At 73.0% G+C, this 15,220-nt stretch carries 17 protein-coding genes; 6 read left to right on the top strand and 11 right to left on the bottom strand.

Going from position 1 to position 15,220, the window contains the following annotated elements; translation table 11 throughout:
- Positions 1–20 precede the first annotated feature (20 nt).
- Together LO762_RS04035 and LO762_RS04030 are read right to left on the bottom strand one after the other, a co-directional pair.
- Entirely contained in the window at positions 21–647 is a 627-nt protein-coding gene (locus tag LO762_RS04035) for a cellulose binding domain-containing protein (protein ID WP_230612520.1), read from the bottom strand.
- A gap of 122 nt (positions 648–769) precedes the next feature.
- Positions 770–1,666 (bottom strand): thiamine-phosphate kinase, encoded by an 897-nt coding sequence (locus LO762_RS04030; RefSeq protein ID WP_230612518.1) that lies wholly within the window; start codon positions 1,664–1,666, stop codon positions 770–772.
- Positions 1,667–1,768: 102 nt separating this feature from the next.
- Here LO762_RS04030 and LO762_RS04025 point away from each other — a divergent pair, with 102 nt between their 5' ends.
- Positions 1,769–2,002, top strand: a complete 234-nt coding sequence (locus LO762_RS04025) for an Lrp/AsnC family transcriptional regulator (RefSeq protein ID WP_230612516.1) — start codon at positions 1,769–1,771, stop codon at positions 2,000–2,002.
- Positions 1,999–2,472 carry a DUF3515 domain-containing protein gene (locus tag LO762_RS04020; protein WP_230612514.1) on the top strand — a complete coding sequence of 158 codons (474 nt, stop codon included), beginning with the start codon at positions 1,999–2,001 and terminating at the stop codon, positions 2,470–2,472. Before LO762_RS04025 ends, LO762_RS04020 begins: the two co-directional genes overlap by 4 nt.
- A gap of 4 nt (positions 2,473–2,476) precedes the next feature.
- Here the strand turns inward: LO762_RS04020 and LO762_RS04015 are convergent, their stop codons facing one another.
- On the bottom strand, positions 2,477–3,082 hold the full coding sequence (locus LO762_RS04015; RefSeq protein ID WP_230612512.1) for an acetamidase/formamidase family protein: 606 nt from the start codon (positions 3,080–3,082) through the stop codon (positions 2,477–2,479).
- A gap of 184 nt (positions 3,083–3,266) precedes the next feature.
- Here LO762_RS04015 and LO762_RS04010 point away from each other — a divergent pair, with 184 nt between their 5' ends.
- Positions 3,267–4,955, top strand: coding sequence for a beta-propeller domain-containing protein (locus tag LO762_RS04010; RefSeq protein WP_230612510.1), 1,689 nt, complete (start codon positions 3,267–3,269; stop codon positions 4,953–4,955).
- A gap of 54 nt (positions 4,956–5,009) precedes the next feature.
- Complete coding sequence (locus LO762_RS04005) at positions 5,010–6,896, top strand: beta-propeller domain-containing protein (protein WP_230612509.1); 1,887 nt, start codon at positions 5,010–5,012, stop codon at positions 6,894–6,896.
- 53 nt (positions 6,897–6,949) lie between these two features.
- On the opposite strand, the gene LO762_RS04000 is transcribed toward LO762_RS04005, so the two are convergent.
- From LO762_RS04000 to LO762_RS03985, 4 genes are read right to left on the bottom strand one after another with little or no spacing between them, the layout of a single operon-like run.
- Positions 6,950–8,050, bottom strand: a complete 1,101-nt coding sequence (locus tag LO762_RS04000; protein ID WP_230612508.1) for a D-alanine--D-alanine ligase family protein — start codon at positions 8,048–8,050, stop codon at positions 6,950–6,952.
- Positions 8,051–8,093: 43 nt separating this feature from the next.
- Positions 8,094–9,359: a PLP-dependent aspartate aminotransferase family protein gene (locus LO762_RS03995; protein ID WP_230612507.1), complete on the bottom strand. Its 1,266-nt coding sequence runs from the start codon at positions 9,357–9,359 to the stop codon at positions 8,094–8,096.
- Between the two features lie 50 nt (positions 9,360–9,409).
- Positions 9,410–10,417 carry an NAD(P)H-dependent glycerol-3-phosphate dehydrogenase gene (locus LO762_RS03990; RefSeq protein ID WP_230612506.1) on the bottom strand — a complete coding sequence of 336 codons (1,008 nt, stop codon included), beginning with the start codon at positions 10,415–10,417 and terminating at the stop codon, positions 9,410–9,412.
- Positions 10,414–11,154 carry a 1-acyl-sn-glycerol-3-phosphate acyltransferase gene (locus LO762_RS03985; RefSeq protein ID WP_230612505.1) on the bottom strand — a complete coding sequence of 247 codons (741 nt, stop codon included), beginning with the start codon at positions 11,152–11,154 and terminating at the stop codon, positions 10,414–10,416. The genes LO762_RS03990 and LO762_RS03985 overlap by 4 nt, the downstream gene beginning before the upstream one ends.
- A 69-nt stretch (positions 11,155–11,223) precedes the next feature.
- Here LO762_RS03985 and cofC point away from each other — a divergent pair, with 69 nt between their 5' ends.
- Both cofC and LO762_RS03975 read left to right on the top strand, forming a co-directional pair.
- Positions 11,224–11,871 carry a 2-phospho-L-lactate guanylyltransferase gene (cofC, locus tag LO762_RS03980; protein WP_230612504.1) on the top strand — a complete coding sequence of 216 codons (648 nt, stop codon included), beginning with the start codon at positions 11,224–11,226 and terminating at the stop codon, positions 11,869–11,871.
- A 49-nt stretch (positions 11,872–11,920) separates the two neighbouring features.
- Positions 11,921–12,121, top strand: coding sequence for a cold shock domain-containing protein (locus LO762_RS03975; RefSeq protein WP_230612502.1), 201 nt, complete (start codon positions 11,921–11,923; stop codon positions 12,119–12,121).
- A gap of 84 nt (positions 12,122–12,205) precedes the next feature.
- Here LO762_RS03975 and LO762_RS03970 read toward each other — a convergent pair whose 3' ends face one another.
- From LO762_RS03970 to leuC, 4 genes are all read right to left on the bottom strand, one after another.
- The gene (locus LO762_RS03970) at positions 12,206–12,484 is read right to left on the bottom strand and encodes an HU family DNA-binding protein (RefSeq protein ID WP_230612500.1); all 279 of its coding nucleotides are present in this window, start codon (positions 12,482–12,484) and stop codon (positions 12,206–12,208) included.
- 160 nt (positions 12,485–12,644) lie between these two features.
- The gene (locus LO762_RS03965; RefSeq protein ID WP_230612498.1) at positions 12,645–12,962 is read right to left on the bottom strand and encodes a hypothetical protein; all 318 of its coding nucleotides are present in this window, start codon (positions 12,960–12,962) and stop codon (positions 12,645–12,647) included.
- Between the two features lie 223 nt (positions 12,963–13,185).
- The gene (gene leuD, locus LO762_RS03960) at positions 13,186–13,773 is read right to left on the bottom strand and encodes a 3-isopropylmalate dehydratase small subunit (protein ID WP_230612496.1); all 588 of its coding nucleotides are present in this window, start codon (positions 13,771–13,773) and stop codon (positions 13,186–13,188) included.
- 26 nt (positions 13,774–13,799) lie between these two features.
- Positions 13,800–15,197 (bottom strand): 3-isopropylmalate dehydratase large subunit, encoded by a 1,398-nt coding sequence (leuC, locus tag LO762_RS03955; RefSeq protein ID WP_230612494.1) that lies wholly within the window; start codon positions 15,195–15,197, stop codon positions 13,800–13,802.
- Between the last annotated feature and the right edge of the window lie 23 nt (positions 15,198–15,220).

The following is a 15,220-nucleotide window of genomic DNA, read 5'->3' as shown; positions in this document are numbered from 1 at the left end:
GGCAGCCTAATGGAAACCGGTCAGCGGCACTTCTGCCCGTTGACGCGGCAGCCCACGGGCTCCGACCAGGCGCCCTGGCCGGTGAGGACGAGCCTCAGCGTCGCGCCGGGCCCGATGGGGGCGGCGCCGGTGAGCAGCGTGGTGCCCCCGTTGGCCGCGAGGGTCTGCACCGTGGCGCCCTCCGCGCCGTGCACCTCGGCGTTGGGGATGCGGAACCGCAGCTTCCAGGCCGAGACCGCCTCCTCGCCCGTGTTGCGCAGGGTGACCGTCGCGGTGAAGCCGCTTCCCGTCGTCCCGCGCAGCTTGAAGGCGGCGCGCAGGCCGGGGGGCGTGAGGGAACGGTCCGCCGCCTCGGTCCCCTGGGTCGGGGGGTCCTCGGCGGTCGCGTATCCCGGCACCTCGGCGCGCAGCGGCTCACAGCCGGCGCAGGCCGCCGACTCCGGGCCCGCGCCGGGGCCTGCGAGGTTCAGGGTGATCTGCTGCGTCAGGTAGGCAGCAACGACGACGCCGACGGCGCCGACCCCGGCGAGCACCGGCATCAGCGGGGTCCGTCCGATCCAGGCCATCCGCACCTTCCCAGCGGGGGAGGGCGCTGGGGGCGCGTCCGCGAAACGCGGCCGGTCCCAGAACTTGGTGTGTCGTCCCATCCCAATCCTCTTCGTTCCTGGGATGTATACCAAAACCACACCAAGTGCGCCTACCGGATGACCAAGGCGACCGCCGCGAAGTCCCTTCTTTTTACATAACTCTAAGATTCACGGAATGCCGCTCAACCACCGAAATGATCCCAGCCGCCGCCGGTGACCCGCGCGCCGTCCACCGTCACACCCGTCACGTCGGCCGTCACCGCGCCGATCACCCGCCACTCGGGTGTCAGCTCCGCCGACGGCGGGAACGCGGCCGCGAACGCGTGGTCGTCGCCGCCCGTGAGCGCCGCCTCCAGGGTGACGCCGGGATCCAGCGGGATCAGCTTCGCCTCCAGCGCGATGCCCGCCCCGCTGGCCCGCGCGACGTGGCCGAGGTCCTGCACGAGGCCGTCCGAGACGTCCACGAGCGCCGTCGCGCCGAGCGCCCGCGCCTCCGCGCCCGCGGTGTAGGGCGGCGCGGGACGCCGGTGCGCCTCCACAAAAGGCCCTGAGACGGCCGAGGAGACCTCCAGCGCGGCGAGCCCCATCGCCGCCCACCCGAGCCGCCCGCGGACCGCCACACGATCTCCTGGGCGCGCGCCGGACCTGGTGAGCGGCGGCGCGCCGCCGAGATCGCCGAGCGCCGTCACCGCGACGGTGATGCCCGGGGTGCGCACCGTGTCGCCGCCGACGATCGAGGCCCCGACGAGCGCGCACTCGTCGCGCAGCCCGGCGGTGAGCCCGTCGGCCCAGGCGACGTCGAGGGAGGCGGGCGCGCCGAAGCCGATGAGCAGCGCCGTCGGCCGGGCGCCCATCGCGACGACGTCGGCGAGGTTCTGCGCCGCCGCCTTGCGCCCCACGTCGTAGGCCGAGGACCAGTCGGTCCTGAAGTGCCTGCCCTCGACGAGCATGTCCGCCGTCGCGACGACCCTGCCGTCCGGGGTGCGGACCACCGCCGCGTCGTCGCCCGGCCCGAGCTCCACGAGCGGGCCCTGGGGGAACCGCGCGGTCACCCTGCGGATCAGCCCGAACTCGCCCATCTCACCGATCTCTATGACGGCCCTCCCTCTCAAGTTCCCGGGAGAACCAAGGTACGGTGAGCGATCGGACGCTCTTTCTCCCACCCCACTCGGGGAGACGCGATGGTGCAGGCCTACATCCTGATCCAGACCGAGGTCGGCAGGGCCGCCGAGGTGGCTCGGACGATCGCGGTCATCGACGGCGCCGTCGAGGCCGACGACGTGACCGGACCCTACGATGTGATCGTCAAAGCGGAGGCACCGAACATGGACGACCTGGGCAAGCTCGTCGTCGCCCGCATCCAGGGGGTCCCCGGGATCACCCGTACACTGACCTGCCCTATCGTGCATTTGTGAGGTTCGCCAGATCCGCCGTGCTCTGCGCTGTCCCGCTGCTGCTGGCCGCGGGCTGCGCGGAGGGCTCCGTGCAGGTGCCCGTCCCGTCCCCGGACGCGGAGGCCGCCTCCGCGTGCCGCGCCCTGTCCTATCCGGAGCGGGTGAACGGCCTGGAGCGGCGCGAGACGGACCCGGCGTCGCCCTACGTGGCGGCGTGGGGCAGCCCGGCCATCGCGGTGCGCTGCGGCGTCACCCGGCCCGCCGACCCGGATTCCGGGCTCATCGAACGCGTCGTCACCGTGGACGGGCTCGCATGGCTGCCCGCCGAAGGCGACCGGCCCTCCACCTGGACGCTCGTGGGCCGCGCCGCCTACGTCGAGGTGACGATCCCGCAGAAGTACACACCCGCGGGCAGCCCTCCCGGCGAGCTCCTCACCGAGTTCACTTCGACGCTCCAAGGGCTGCCGAGCCTCCCCGAGGGACAGTTCTAGCGCGCTAGGCGGGCATCAGGAGCGGGCCCGTCACGTGGAACCGCTCGACGCCGCGTTTGGTGAGGTTGACGCGCAGGTCGATCCAGCCGTCCAGGGTGGTGCAGCCGTCACCGAAGTGCAGGTCGCCCGCCGAGAGCTTGGCGCCGCGCACGTGCACCGGAAGCACGATCCGCGAGCCCGCGGTCAGCCTGGCGTCCGCGCAGGAGCCGACGATCTGCCCGGCCAGCGCCGCCGAGCGCAGCGCCCGCGCCGCGACCGGCTGGTAGTCGGCCAGGCCCGGCCGGACCCGGCCCAGCAGCGGCCCGTCCGGCTCGACCTCGACCGGGAGCGCGTCGTCGCCGGGGGCGCAGCCGAGCACGCCGGGGTGCGCGTCGAGCGCGGGGCCGCCGTCGGCGCGGCCGATGCCGAGCACGTCGACGACGATCACGTCGCCGGGCTCCGCGCCGACAACGGCGATCGGCCCGCACAGCAGCGCCTCGCGGGCGCCCCAGAAGCCGCGGCACTCCATCCGCACCGACCCCCCGGAGATGACCTCGGCGACGGCGGGGATCTCGGGGTGCCACCGGGTGTGCCCGGGCACCGCCTGGGCGCCGTACGACAGCAGCGGCACGGAGGCCCCTTTCAGACTTGTCTTGTCGACGGAAGAAACACGTAGCCAAGGAGATAGTGCACACCGCGCTGTTTCGGACCCGTTTCTCTGCTTTTACAACTCGGTAAGTGCCTTCTCACTCTCCGCTGTCAGATCGCCACCCCAACCCGTGCGGTGTTCCGAACATCTGAGATGTATGCGACGCATGATCACTCCGACCGTGCTCCTTCTGGTCACGGCCTGTTCCCCCTCGGCCGCCGACGCCCCACCGGGCCTCGTCGGCAGGCAGGACTGCGCGGCGCTGCTGGAGTCCCTGCGGACGGCTACGCTCGCCCGCACCGGGCCCCTCGGCGTCGAGGGGTCGCTGGACCCTTCGGGCGGCGGCCCTGCGGCCGTGGCGCCCGTCCCAGCCGACGACCCCTCGGCCGCCGCCGACCTGCCCGACACCGTGGAGCTCCTCCCCGGAGGCGCGCCACGGGCGCTCGCGGCCGCCGGACGCCGCCTGTTCGTCCTGGACGGCCGCGACGGCTCCGTCCAGCGGCGGATAAGGCTGCCGCGCGGCTACGAGACCGCGCGGGTCCTCAGCGACGGCTCCCGCGCCCTCCTGCTCACCGGCCATGACCCCGACGGGACGGGCCCCGGCGCTCCCGTGGCCCGGCTTCTGCTCGTCGACCTGGCGACCGGCGGCACCCTCGGTGAGCTGCGCATGCCGGGCGTCCTCGTGGACGCGCGCAGATCGGGCCCCCTCGTCAGGGTCTCCGTCCGGGCGCTCCCCCGGCTCGACTTCGCCGCCCCGCCCTCGAAGGACGACAGCGCCTGGAACGACTACGCGCCCCGCGCCGTCGAGCGGAACAAGGACGTCGTCCGTGACGCGCCCGCCGAGGCGTTCCATCCCGCTTACGACGTGACGGTGTCCGGCGAGACCGTCAGGCACCGGGTGCCCTGCAACCGGATCAACCGGCCTCGGGACGACGTGGCCGAGTCCGTCCTTACCGTGTTCACCTTCGACCTGTCCAAGCCGCTCGGAGACGGCGCCCCCCTGGCCGTCGCCGGAGGCCACGCGGCCGTGCACGGCACGGCCACCAGCCTGTACGTCGCGGAGACGCCTCCCGGCACCGCGACCACCCGCGTGCACAGGATCGACCTCACCCCGGACCGTCCCCTCTACGTCGGATCCGGATCGGTCGTGGGCGAGGTGCTGGGGCCGGGCGGGCTGTCGGAGCACAAAGGCCATCTGCGGGTGGCCGTCGGCGACCCCGGCCGCACCGTAGGCGACCTGTACGTCTTGGAGACGTCAGGGCCACGCCTGGACACGATCGGGAGGCTCATCGACGTGAGCGGAGACAGCGGCATCCGCGCGGTGCGCTTCCTCGGGGACCGCGCCTACGTCACGACGGACCGGGCGAAGGGCCCGCTTCCGGCCCTCGACCTGTCCGACCCCGCCCATCCGCGCCGCCTGGGTGAGCTGCCCTTCCCGGCGGCGTCCACGTCGCTGCTTCCGTCCGCCGAAGGCAGGGTCGTCGCGGTGGGCCAGCCGCGCACCGGAAGGGGACGCCCGCAAGGGCTGCGCGTCTCCCTGTTCGGCCCCTCCGCCGACGGCCCTCTGGCCGACCTGCGCGGACCCGGCCTCCCCGGCGCCCGCGTCGAACACGACCCGCGCGCCTACCTGCACGACCCGGCCACCGGCCTGACGGTGCTGCCGACCGTCCCGCACGCGGCTGCCGTCCTGTCCGTGACGCCGCAGGGCGTCACCCGGCTCGGCACGCTCCGCCACCGGTCGGCGCCCATCACCCGCGCCCTCCTCGTCGGGGACACCCTGCTGACGTTCTCGTCGGCGGGCGTCATGGTCAGCGACGCGGCGAGGCTGAAGCGCCGCGCCTGGACGGCCTTCTAGCTCCCGAACGGCTCCCGGAGCAACGCGCAAGGCCCAGGGACCCGTCTGGACGGTATGCGACATGCCCTCCCCCTGGCCTCCCTCCTCCTCGTGCCGGTCCTCCTCGCGACCGCCTGCACCGGTGCGTCCGCACCGCCTCCCGCGGACCTCTCCAACATCCGCCTCGTCGCCTACGACGGATGCGACGCCCTCCTCGACTCGCTGCGCGCCGCCGCCCTGAAGCGGGTGGACGCCTCGGGCCTCGTCACCGCGGACGACCACCTCGCCTACCGCGCCGAGGGAGGCGGCCTCTTCGAGCGGAACACGGCCCAGGACGCCGGAGGAGCCCCGGCCGCCGCCTCCGCCGCCCCGCCCGCACACTCCACCACGAACACGCACACCGCGGGCGTGGACGAGCCCGACGAGGTGAAGACCGACGGCGGCCGCGTCCTGCTCGTCGCCGACGGCGCGCTCCTCATCCTGGACGGCCGCACCGGCGCCACCGTCGGCAAGGTCGAGCTGCCCAAGGGCTTCGGCCGCGGCTCCCGGCTGCTCCTGCACGGCGACACCGCCCTCGTCCTGGGCGGCGGCTTCGGCGGCCCGATGCCGATGCCCACCGACGCGGCGTCGGACGTCCTCCTCCCCTACCCCGGGCACGGCGGGCTGCGGGCCGTCCAGGTCGATCTGAAGACCCGCGAGACGGTCGCCGAACTGGAACTGCCCGGCGGCCTCGTGGACGCCCGACAGGTCGGCTCGGCGGTCCGGCTCGTCGTCCGCAGCACCCCGCGCATCGACATCCCACACCCGACCGAGGAGGACTACGAGGACTGGAAGAAGAGCGAGCCCCGCCTCATCGCGCGCAACAAGGAGATCGTCCGCCGGGCGCCCCTGGAGTCCTTCCTCCCCGCGTACAAGGTGACGGGCGCGGACGGCTCGTCAGCCGAGCACAGCGTGCCGTGCGAGCGGATCAGCCATCCCGCCGACGACGAGGACGGCATCGCGATGGTGAGCGTCTTCGCCTTCGACCTCGCCAAGCCGCTGGGCAAAGCGGAGACCACCTCGGTGGTGGGCGGCGGCGAGACCGTCTACGGCACCGCCGACAGCCTCTACGTCACCGAGACCCGCGGCTTCGACCCGCTGCCCACCCGGCTTTCCCGGCCCGCGCCGGTGCGCACCCGCGTGCACAGGTTCGCCTTCGACGGGCTGACGCCGCGCTACACCGGCTCCGGCGAGGTCGTCGGGCAACTGCTCAACCAGTACTCGATGTCCGAGCACGACGGCCATCTACGGGTCGCGGTGACCGACCACACCAAGGAGGAGAGCAGCGTCCACGTGCTCACCACCGACGGGGCCGAGCTGAAGAAGGTCGGCTCGCTCGGCGGCCTGGGCAAGGGCGAGCAGATCTACTCGGTGCGCTTCATCGGACCGCGCGGCTACGTCGTCACGTTCCGGCAGGTGGATCCGCTGTACACGATCGATCTAGCCGACCCGAAGGCTCCGCGCGCCCTGGGCGAGCTGAAGATCACCGGCTACTCCGCCTACCTGCATCCGACGGCCGAAGGCAGGCTCCTGGGCGTCGGTCAGGAGGCCGACCTCAAGGGACGCCGCAAGGGCGCGCTCATCTCCCTGTTCGACGTCTCCGGCGACCAGCCCGCGCGCCTCTCCCAACTGCACCTGCCCGACACCTACTCCACCGAGGTGGAGAACGACGCCCACGGCTTCCTGTACTGGCCGGAGACGGGCCTGACCGTGCTGCCCGCCATGGAGAGCGCGCTGGTCCTCACCGTCACGGAGAACGCCATCACGCAGCTCGGTGAGATCCGCCACGAGAAGCGCCACGACATGATCTCCCGCGCCCTCTACATCGACGGCACCCTGTGGACGGTCTCCTACGGCGGCATCCGGCTCAGCGACGCCAAGACCCTGAAGCAGCGGGCCTGGATCACCCTGCCCGGAGACTGACGGAACCCGGCACGCCGCCCGGCACGTCCGGGCGGCGGGCGTCCCGCGCGGGCTCAGCGCAGGCCGAGCGGGCGGGCCAGCGCCGTCCGCAGGAGCCGGTCCACCAGCGCCGGGTAGTCGAGCCCGGTCGCCGCCCACATCTGCGGGAACGCCGACGTCGGGGTGAAGCCCGGCATGGTGTTGATCTCGTTGAGCACGAGTTCGTGCCCCGGCGTCACGAAGAAGTCGACGCGGGCCAGGCCCTCGCAGCCCAGCGCGTCGAACGCGCGCACGGCGGTGGCCCGCAGCCGGGCGACGACCTCGGGCGGCAGGTCGGCGGGGATCTCCAGCTCGGAGGTGCCGTCCAGGTACTTGGTCTCGAAGTCGTAGAAGTCGTGCTCGCCCGTCATGACGATCCGGGCGGGCAGGCTCGCCTCGTTGGGCCCGTCGCCGACGCCCTCCAGGACGCCGCACTCGACCTCGGCGCCGTCCACGCCCGCCTCGACGATGAGCTTCGGGTCGTGCTCGCGGGCCGCCTCGATCGCGGGCACGAGGTCCTCGGCCCGGCTCACCTTGGAGATGCCCATGCTGGACCCGGCGCGCGCGGGCTTGACGAACACGGGCCAGCCGAGCTGCTTGACCTCGTCGAGCTTGCGGTCGCGTTCCAACCGCCACTCGCGGTCGGTGATGATCACGTACGGGCCGACCGGGAGCCCCTGCGCCTGCCACACGAGCTTCATGAACGCCTTGTCCATGCCGACCGCGCTGGCCAGCACGCCCGCGCCCACGTACCGGATCCCGGCGAGCTCCAGCATGCCCTGGATCGTGCCGTCCTCGCCGTAGGGGCCGTGCAGCAGCGGCAGCACCACGTCCACCCGGCCGAGCGCGCGCGGCACCTCCTCCGGCGCGACGGTGATCAGGCCGGGGCCGTCGGGGTCGAACGGCAGCGCCAGCGCGGTGCCCGCGCCCGACACCTCGGGCAGCGCGCCGTCGGTGATCGCCAGGCGCTCCTCGCCCGCGAGGACCCAGCGGCCGTCCTTGGCGATGCCGATGGGCAGCACGTCGTAGCGGTCGGTGTCGATGGCCGCCATGACGCTGCCCGCGGTGACGCAGGAGATGGCGTGTTCTGAGCTTCGGCCGCCGAACACCACGGCGACTGTGATCTTTTCCGGCATGATGCTCCGACTCTATCGCCCTCCGCGGCCGCTCAGCCGCCGCTCAGCCGGGCACCGCCTCGTGCGCGGCGCCGGGCGCGGCGGGCCGGCGGAGGTCGGCGGAGAGCGTGTCGAGCGCCTCCACGGCGTCCCTGATGAGGTCCTCGGCGTCCTCCAGGCCGATGGAGAAGCGCACGGCGCCCGGATCGACGCCGCCGCCCGCCAGGAGCACGTCGTCGCGGCCGGTGAGCGCCGTCGCGCCGACGTGCGCGACGGTGGTGCGGGTGCCGCCGTAGGACGTCGCGGTGCCCGCGAGGCGCAGCGCGTCGCACAGCGCGAGCCCCGCGACCCGGCCGCCGTGCGGGGTGACGGTGACCAGCGCGCCGAAGCGGGTGCCCTCAGGGCCTCGGTCGAACAGCCGCCGCGCGAGCGTGTGCCCGTGGTGTCCGGGCAGCCCTGGATAGTCGACCGCGCGGACGGCCGGGTGTCTGGCCATCGCGGCGGCGAACTGCGCCGCCGTGTCGCACTGCCTCCGGACGCGCAGGGGCAGCGTCTCCAGGCCGCGCCTCAGGAGGAACGCCTCGTCGGGCCCGAGGACGGCGCCCGTCGCGACCCGCACGCCCCTGACCTCCGCGACGAGGTCGGCCCGCCCCGCGACGACCCCGCCGAGCGCGTCGCCGTGCCCGCCCAGGTACTTGGTGGCCGAGTGGACGACGAGGTCCGCCCCGTACTCCAGCGGACGGCACAGCACCGGCGTCGCGGCGGTGGAGTCGACGACGAGGAGGGCGCCCCTTCCATGCGCGAGCGAGGCGAGGCCGGGCAGGTCCGCGACGGCCATGCCGGGCGTCGCGAGGGTCTCGGCCCACACGAGGCGGGTCGAAGGGCGCAACACCGCTCGGACCTGCTCAAGATCCGCGAAGTCCACGAAGTCGGCCGTCACCCCGAATCTGGACATCAGCCCCACGAGCAGTTCGTACGCGCCGCCGTACAGCGCCAGAGGGGCGACCACGTGGCTTCCGGAGCGGGTGAACGCCAGGAGGACGGCGCTGATGGCGGCCATCCCGGAGGCGAACGCCTGCCCGCGCACCCCCTCGACCGTCACGCCCTCCAGCGCCGCCACCGCGTCGGCGAACGCGTCGCAGGTGGGGTTGTCCACCCGTCCGTACAGGTAGCCGCCGCCCTCGTGGACGAGGTCGGCGTGCTCGGCCGCGTCGGCGAAGACGAACCCGGCGGTGCGGTAGACGGGAAGCCCGGCGGGGCGCTGGGCGGGGACGGGAGGGTCGGGCAACTGGACCGCCCTCGTGTTCTCGCCTCTACTCTTCTTACACATCGCGACAATGATGTCACGAAACGTGAGGCCACCTCGGGCCTTTCGGGAGGCTAGACCCCGTACCGCTCGGGTTTGGGCGACCGGGACATCAGCTTGAGGTACGCCTCCTCGATGGGCACCCCGTCGTGCATGACGGCGGCGACCACCTCGGTGATCGGCATCTCCACCCCGTGCTCGCGGGCCAGCGTGAGGATCGGCAGCGCCGACTTGACGCCCTCGGCCGTCTGCTTGGTCACGCCGATGACCTCCGCCAGCGTCATGCCACGGCCGAGGTTCTCGCCGAACGTCCGGTTCCTGGAGAACGGGGAGCTGCACGTGCCCACGAGGTCGCCGAGCCCGGCGAGGCCGGCGAACGTGGGCTCCTGCGCGCCCAGCGTGACACCAAGGCGGATGATCTCAGCCAGGCCACGGGTCATGAGCAGTGCCTTGGTGCTGTCGCCGAACCCCAGGCCGGTCGCGATGCCCACGCACAGCGCGATGACGTTCTTGACCGCGCCGCCCACCTCGCAGCCGATCACGTCGGTGCTGGTGTAGACGCGGAAGTACGGGTTCATGCAGGCGGACTGAAGGCGGAGCGCCGTCTCCTCGTCCGCGCAGGCCGCGACGGCGGCTCCCGGCTCGCCGCGGGCGATCTCCGGCGCGAGGTTCGGCCCGCACACCACGCCGATCCGCTCCGGCCCGACGCCCAGCACCTCCGCGATCACCTGGGACATGCGCAGGCTCGTGCCGGACTCGATGCCCTTCATCAGGCTGACGAGCACCGCGCCCTCGGGGATCAGCGGCGCCCACGCGGCGAGGTTCTCCCGCAGCGTCTGCGCGGGCACCGCGAGGCACACGAACTCCGCGCCGGCCAGCGCCTCGGCGAGGTCGGTGGTGGCGCGCAGCGCGGCGGGCAGCGTCACCCCGGGCAGGTACTCGCTGTTCTCGTGCCGCTCGTTGATCTCCCGGGCCACCTCGGGCCTGCGGCCCCACAGGACGACGTCGCTCCCGGCGTCCACCAGGACCTTGGCGAAAACGGTCCCCCAGGACCCGGCCCCCATCACCGCAACGCGCGTCACGACTGTCTACGCTCCTCATGGACGTACGGTCTCTCGGGCGGTTCCTGTCCGCGCAGCTCGCCCAGCAGCGCCGTGATCGTCCGCATGATCTCATCGGTCGCCGCCCTGAGCGTATCGGCGTCGGCCGCCCCGTCCGCATAGGCGGTCAGGTCGACCGGCGCACCGGCCGCCACCCGCATTGCCTTGCGCGGCAGCGGGCTGAGCTTCCCCGACGCGTAAGGCAGCAGCTCATGGGCGCCCCACTGGGCCACCGGGATCACCGGCGCCCCCGTCTCCAGCGCCAGGCGGGCGACGCCGGTTTTGGCGCGCATCGGCCACAGGCGCGGATCGCGGGTACAGGTGCCCTCAGGATAGAAGACGACGCACTGTCCCGCTTCGAGCGCCTCCCGCGCGTCCGCCAGCGAGCGCGCCGCGCCCGCCGTGCCGCGCGCCACCGGGATCTGCCCGACGGCGGTGAGCAGCGGCCCGAGCACCGGCAGCCGGAACAGGACGTCCTTGGCGAGGAACACAGGGAACCTGCCCGCCTTGTAGACGAAGTGGGCGAGTGCCAGAGGGTCGGCCTCCGACACATGGTTGGCCGCGATGATCACGCCGCCGGACCGAGGGATGTGGCTCCGCCCCCGCCACCCGCGCGCCATCAGGGCGAACAGCAGCGGGCGCAGCAGGAGCTGCGCGAAGGTGCGCCAGGCAGGCGAGTACCGGTAGCGCGCCGTCATGGCGGAGGAACCAGGGGCCATGGGCCGCTTCCTTTCCTGGCGGGGCGGACGAAGAGGAGACGACCGGAACACCTTAATGTCGTCTTTGTCATGTCGAACACCGTTGTCACCGGGTGGACACTGATCGTTCCGGTGAAACCGCCACGGCTCGGCAAGTCCCGGATCGCCGGGGCCGCCGGGACGCACCGCGCCGCGCTGGCCCGCGCCGTCGCCGCCGACACCGTCGCGGCCGCGCTCGCCTGCCCCGCGGTCACCGAGGTCGTCGTGGTGACCGGGGACCCGGAGGCGGCCGCCGATCTCACCGGGCTCGGCGCCCGGATCGTCGCCGAGGGGCCGCCGCGCGGGCTGAACGCGGCGCTGCGGCACGGGGCGCTCGCGGTGCCGCCCGGCGCGCACCGGGCGGCCCTTCAGGCGGACCTGCCCGCGCTCCGCCCGGACGAACTGGCCTGCGCGCTCTCGGACGCGCTCGCCTTCCCCCGCGCGTTCCTCGCCGACCGCGAGGGCGTCGGGACGGTCCTGTACACGGCCCGCTCCGACGCGCCCTTCTTCCCCGCGTTCGGCGGCGCCTCCCGCGCGCGGCACCTCGCGCTGGGCGTCACCGAGCTGCCCCGCGCCGGACGAGACAGCGTCCGCACCGACGTGGACACCCTCGACGACCTGCGCGCCGCCCTGGCGCTGGGGGTCGGGCCGCGCACGGAGTCCGTCGCCGCGCTGATCCTCGCGGGGGCGTCCGGCTGAACCGTGCCGGGGTCGAAAGCGGCCGGGCCGCCCGGCTAGGGTGGCGGCCATGCAGGGCACAGTGAAGGACTTCGACGCCTCGTCGCGCTCGGGCAGCGTGCTGCTCGACGACGGGAGCGAGCTCTCGTTCGACACCGCCGCGTTCGACGCCGGCGGCCTGCGCCTGCTGCGCTTCGGCCAGCGCGTCAACCTCGCCCACGACGGCGACCGGATCACCGCGATCACCCTGGCGACGCTGCCTCTGCCCTGACCCCGGGGACGCGGAAGCGCCCGCACGGGGAACCGTGCGGGCGCATCGTCCGCCTGTGTGGACGCGCGGCCCGGGGCCCGCGTCCTACTTGCCGGCGACCAGGTTCTTGAAGTCGGCGCCGGCCTTGAACTTGGGCACCGAGGTCGCGGCGACCTCGATCGTCTTGCCCGTCGCGGGGTTCCGCGCGGTACGGGCGGGGCGGTGCGCCTTCTCGAACGAACCGAATCCGGTGATGGCGACCTTCTCACCCTTCGCCACCGTCGTCTGGATCGTGTCGAGGAACGCCTCGACGGCTTCGGCGGCGTCCTTCTTGCTGCCGTTCAGCCGTTCGGCGATCGCGTCGACCAGCTCACGCTTGTTCATAGGGTTTACTCCTCCGGCTTCCCCCGTTGCGCCCCTGAAACTAAGGGCATCACCGCACCCGCACAATCACCTTGTCGCGAGTTTTCCCATGTCATGGGGGAATCCCAAGGCGGAAACCAGCCTGCTTATGGTGATTCGTTGGGAGAAGTCGCCGGGGCGTTCAGGCCCGGTGCCGTCCCGCGTCCGCGTCGCGCCGCTGCCCCGTGGCGGCGCCGTCCGCGCCCGTCGCGGCGGCCCCCGCGTGGTCGGTGCCGCCGGGCAGGTCGGTGTCGGCGAGGAAGGCCGCCAGCCGCCGCGCGGCGAGCTCGTGGTCGCGTTTGGCGAGGTCGGTGATCGCCAGCAGCTGGCGGTGCAGCCGCTGCCTGGTGTCGCGCGGCAGCGGGGCGATCCGCTGGTGGGCCGTGCGCAGCCGGGCCGCGAGCAGCATCAGCACCGGATCGTCCCAGGCCGGTCCAGACCGGTCATCCTCAGCGCCCATGGGCTTATTGTCGCAGCCCCCGTCCCGCGCCCGTCCCGCGCCCCGGAGACGGGCGCGCGCCCCCCGAACCTGTGTGTTCGGAGGGCGCGCGCTCGGACGTACGGCGGCCACGACGTGGTGATGCGACCGCCTATCTCTCGGCCTTGGTGCGGGCCGTGTTCATGGGGCCCAGGCGCTTTACGAGCCGACTTCGTCGGGAGCGCCTGGGCCGGGGTCCGCTGGCCTACTGGGTGACGGGCAGCCAGGCCGGACGGGACGCCTCGAAGGACGTGATGTCGTCGGCATGGCGGAGGGTCAGGCCGATGTCGTCCAGGCCCTCCATGAGGCGCCAACGCGTGTAGTCGTCCAGGTCGAACGAGGCGACGAGTTCGCCGCAGCGCACCTCGCGCGCCTCCAGGTCGACGGTGATCTCGGTCGTCGGGTCCTGCTCGGCGGCGGCCTGCAGCTCCTCGACGATCTTCTCGTCCAGGATGACCGGCAGCAGGCCCATCTTGGTGGAGTTGTTCCGGAAGATGTCGCCGAAGCGCGGCGCGATGACGACCCGGAAGCCGTACTGCTGCAGCGCCCACACCGCGTGCTCGCGGGACGAGCCGGTGCCGAAGTCGGGGCCCGCGACGAGGATCGAGGCGCCCGCGTAGGCGGGGTCGTTCAGGACGAAGGACGGGTCCTCGCGCCAGACCGAGAACAGGCCCTCGTCGAAGCCGGTCCGCGAGACCATCTTCAGCCAGACGGCCGGGATGATCTGGTCGGTGTCGACGTTGCTGCGCCGCAGCGGCACCGCGCGGCCCGTGTGGACGGTGAACTTCTCCATCGTGGTTCTCCTTCGCGGCCGTGCGATTAGAGGTCGGCGGGGGCGGCCAGGCGGCCCTTGACGGCGGTCGCGGCGGCGACGGCGGGCGACACCAGGTGGGTGCGGCCGCCCTTGCCCTGCCTGCCCTCGAAGTTGCGGTTCGAGGTGGAGGCGCTGCGCTCGCCCGCGACCAGCTTGTCCGGGTTCATCGCCAGGCACATCGAGCACCCGGCCTCACGCCACTCGGCCCCGGCCGCGGTGAAGACCTCGTGCAGGCCCTCCTCCTCGGCCTGGATCTTGACCTTGACCGAGCCGGGCACGATCAGCGCGCGCAGCCCGTCGGCGACCTTGCGGCCCTTCAGGACCTCCGCGACGGCCCTCAGGTCCTCGATGCGGCCGTTGGTGCAGGAGCCGACGAAGACGGTGTCGACCTTGACCTCGCGCAGCGGGGTGCCCGCCTCCAGGCCCATGTACTCCAGGGCGCGCTCGGCGGCCTGCCGCTCGGCCGGGTCGGTGAAGTCCTCCGGCGTGGGGACGACGGCGCTGAGCGGCGCGCCCTGGCCGGGGTTGGTGCCCCAGGTGACGAACGGGGCCAGCGTGGAGGCGTCGATGACGACCTCCTTGTCGAACACCGCGTCGTCGTCGGTCTTCAGGGTCTTCCAGTACTCGACGGCCTTGTCCCACTCCGCGCCCTGGGGCGCGTGGTCACGGCCCTTCAGGTAGGCGAAGGTCGTCTCGTCGGGGGCGATCAGCCCGGCGCGGGCGCCCGCCTCGATGGACATGTTGCAGACCGTCATGCGGCCTTCCATCGACAGGCCGCGGATGGCCTCGCCCCGGTACTCGATGATGTGGCCCTGGCCGCCGCCGGTGCCGATCTCGGCGATGATCGCCAGGATCAGGTCCTTGGCGGTGACGCCGGCGGGCAGCCGCCCGTCGACGGTCACGGCCATCATCTTCGGCTTGATCTGCGGCAGCGTCTGGGTGGCCAGCACGTGCTCCACCTCGGAGGTGCCGATGCCGTGGGCGAGCGCGCCGAACGCGCCGTGCGTGGAGGTGTGGGAGTCGCCGCAGACCACGGTCATGCCGGGCTGGGTCAGGCCCAGCTGCGGGCCGATCACGTGCACGATGCCCTGGCCCCGGTCGCCCATCGGGTGCAGCCGGACGCCGAACTCCGAGGCGTTCTTGCGGAGCGTCTCGACCTGGGTGCGGGAGACGGGGTCGGCGATCGGCTGGTCGATGTTCAGGGTGGGGACGTTGTGGTCCTCGGTGGCGATCGTCAGGTCCGGGCGGCGCACCTTGCGGCCCGTCATGCGCAGGCCGTCGAACGCCTGCGGGGACGTCACCTCGTGGACCAGGTGCAGGTCGATGTAGAGGAGGTCGGGCTCGCCCTCGACTCGACGCACGACATGCGCGTCGTAAACCTTCTCGGCCAGTGTGCGGCCCATCGCTGCACCTCTCTCCATTGAGA

This window comes from Actinocorallia sp. API 0066 (assembly GCF_020991275.1).
GTDB lineage: Bacteria > Actinomycetota > Actinomycetes > Streptosporangiales > Streptosporangiaceae > Actinocorallia.
Note: the sequence above shows the minus strand (reverse complement) of the source record. Positions and strands in the feature narration are given on the sequence as shown.

Excerpts from the sequence above, each read along its gene's own strand:
- LO762_RS04035 (WP_230612520.1), bottom strand. The coding sequence starts at position 647 with ATGGGACGACACACCAAGTTCTGGGACCGGCCGCGTTTCGCGGACGCG.
- LO762_RS04030 (WP_230612518.1), bottom strand. The coding sequence starts at position 1,666 with ATGGGCGAGTTCGGGCTGATCCGCAGGGTGACCGCGCGGTTCCCCCAG.
- LO762_RS04025 (WP_230612516.1), top strand. The coding sequence starts at position 1,769 with ATGGTGCAGGCCTACATCCTGATCCAGACCGAGGTCGGCAGGGCCGCC.
- LO762_RS04010 (WP_230612510.1), top strand. The coding sequence starts at position 3,267 with ATGATCACTCCGACCGTGCTCCTTCTGGTCACGGCCTGTTCCCCCTCG.
- LO762_RS04005 (WP_230612509.1), top strand. The coding sequence starts at position 5,010 with ATGCGACATGCCCTCCCCCTGGCCTCCCTCCTCCTCGTGCCGGTCCTC.
- LO762_RS04000 (WP_230612508.1), bottom strand. The coding sequence starts at position 8,050 with ATGCCGGAAAAGATCACAGTCGCCGTGGTGTTCGGCGGCCGAAGCTCA.
- LO762_RS03995 (WP_230612507.1), bottom strand. The coding sequence starts at position 9,359 with ATGTGTAAGAAGAGTAGAGGCGAGAACACGAGGGCGGTCCAGTTGCCC.
- LO762_RS03985 (WP_230612505.1), bottom strand. The coding sequence starts at position 11,154 with ATGGCCCCTGGTTCCTCCGCCATGACGGCGCGCTACCGGTACTCGCCT.
- cofC (WP_230612504.1), top strand. The coding sequence starts at position 11,224 with ATGTCGAACACCGTTGTCACCGGGTGGACACTGATCGTTCCGGTGAAA.
- LO762_RS03975 (WP_230612502.1), top strand. The coding sequence starts at position 11,921 with ATGCAGGGCACAGTGAAGGACTTCGACGCCTCGTCGCGCTCGGGCAGC.
- LO762_RS03970 (WP_230612500.1), bottom strand. The coding sequence starts at position 12,484 with ATGAACAAGCGTGAGCTGGTCGACGCGATCGCCGAACGGCTGAACGGC.
- LO762_RS03965 (WP_230612498.1), bottom strand. The coding sequence starts at position 12,962 with ATGGGCGCTGAGGATGACCGGTCTGGACCGGCCTGGGACGATCCGGTG.
- leuD (WP_230612496.1), bottom strand. The coding sequence starts at position 13,773 with ATGGAGAAGTTCACCGTCCACACGGGCCGCGCGGTGCCGCTGCGGCGC.
- leuC (WP_230612494.1), bottom strand. The coding sequence starts at position 15,197 with ATGGGCCGCACACTGGCCGAGAAGGTTTACGACGCGCATGTCGTGCGT.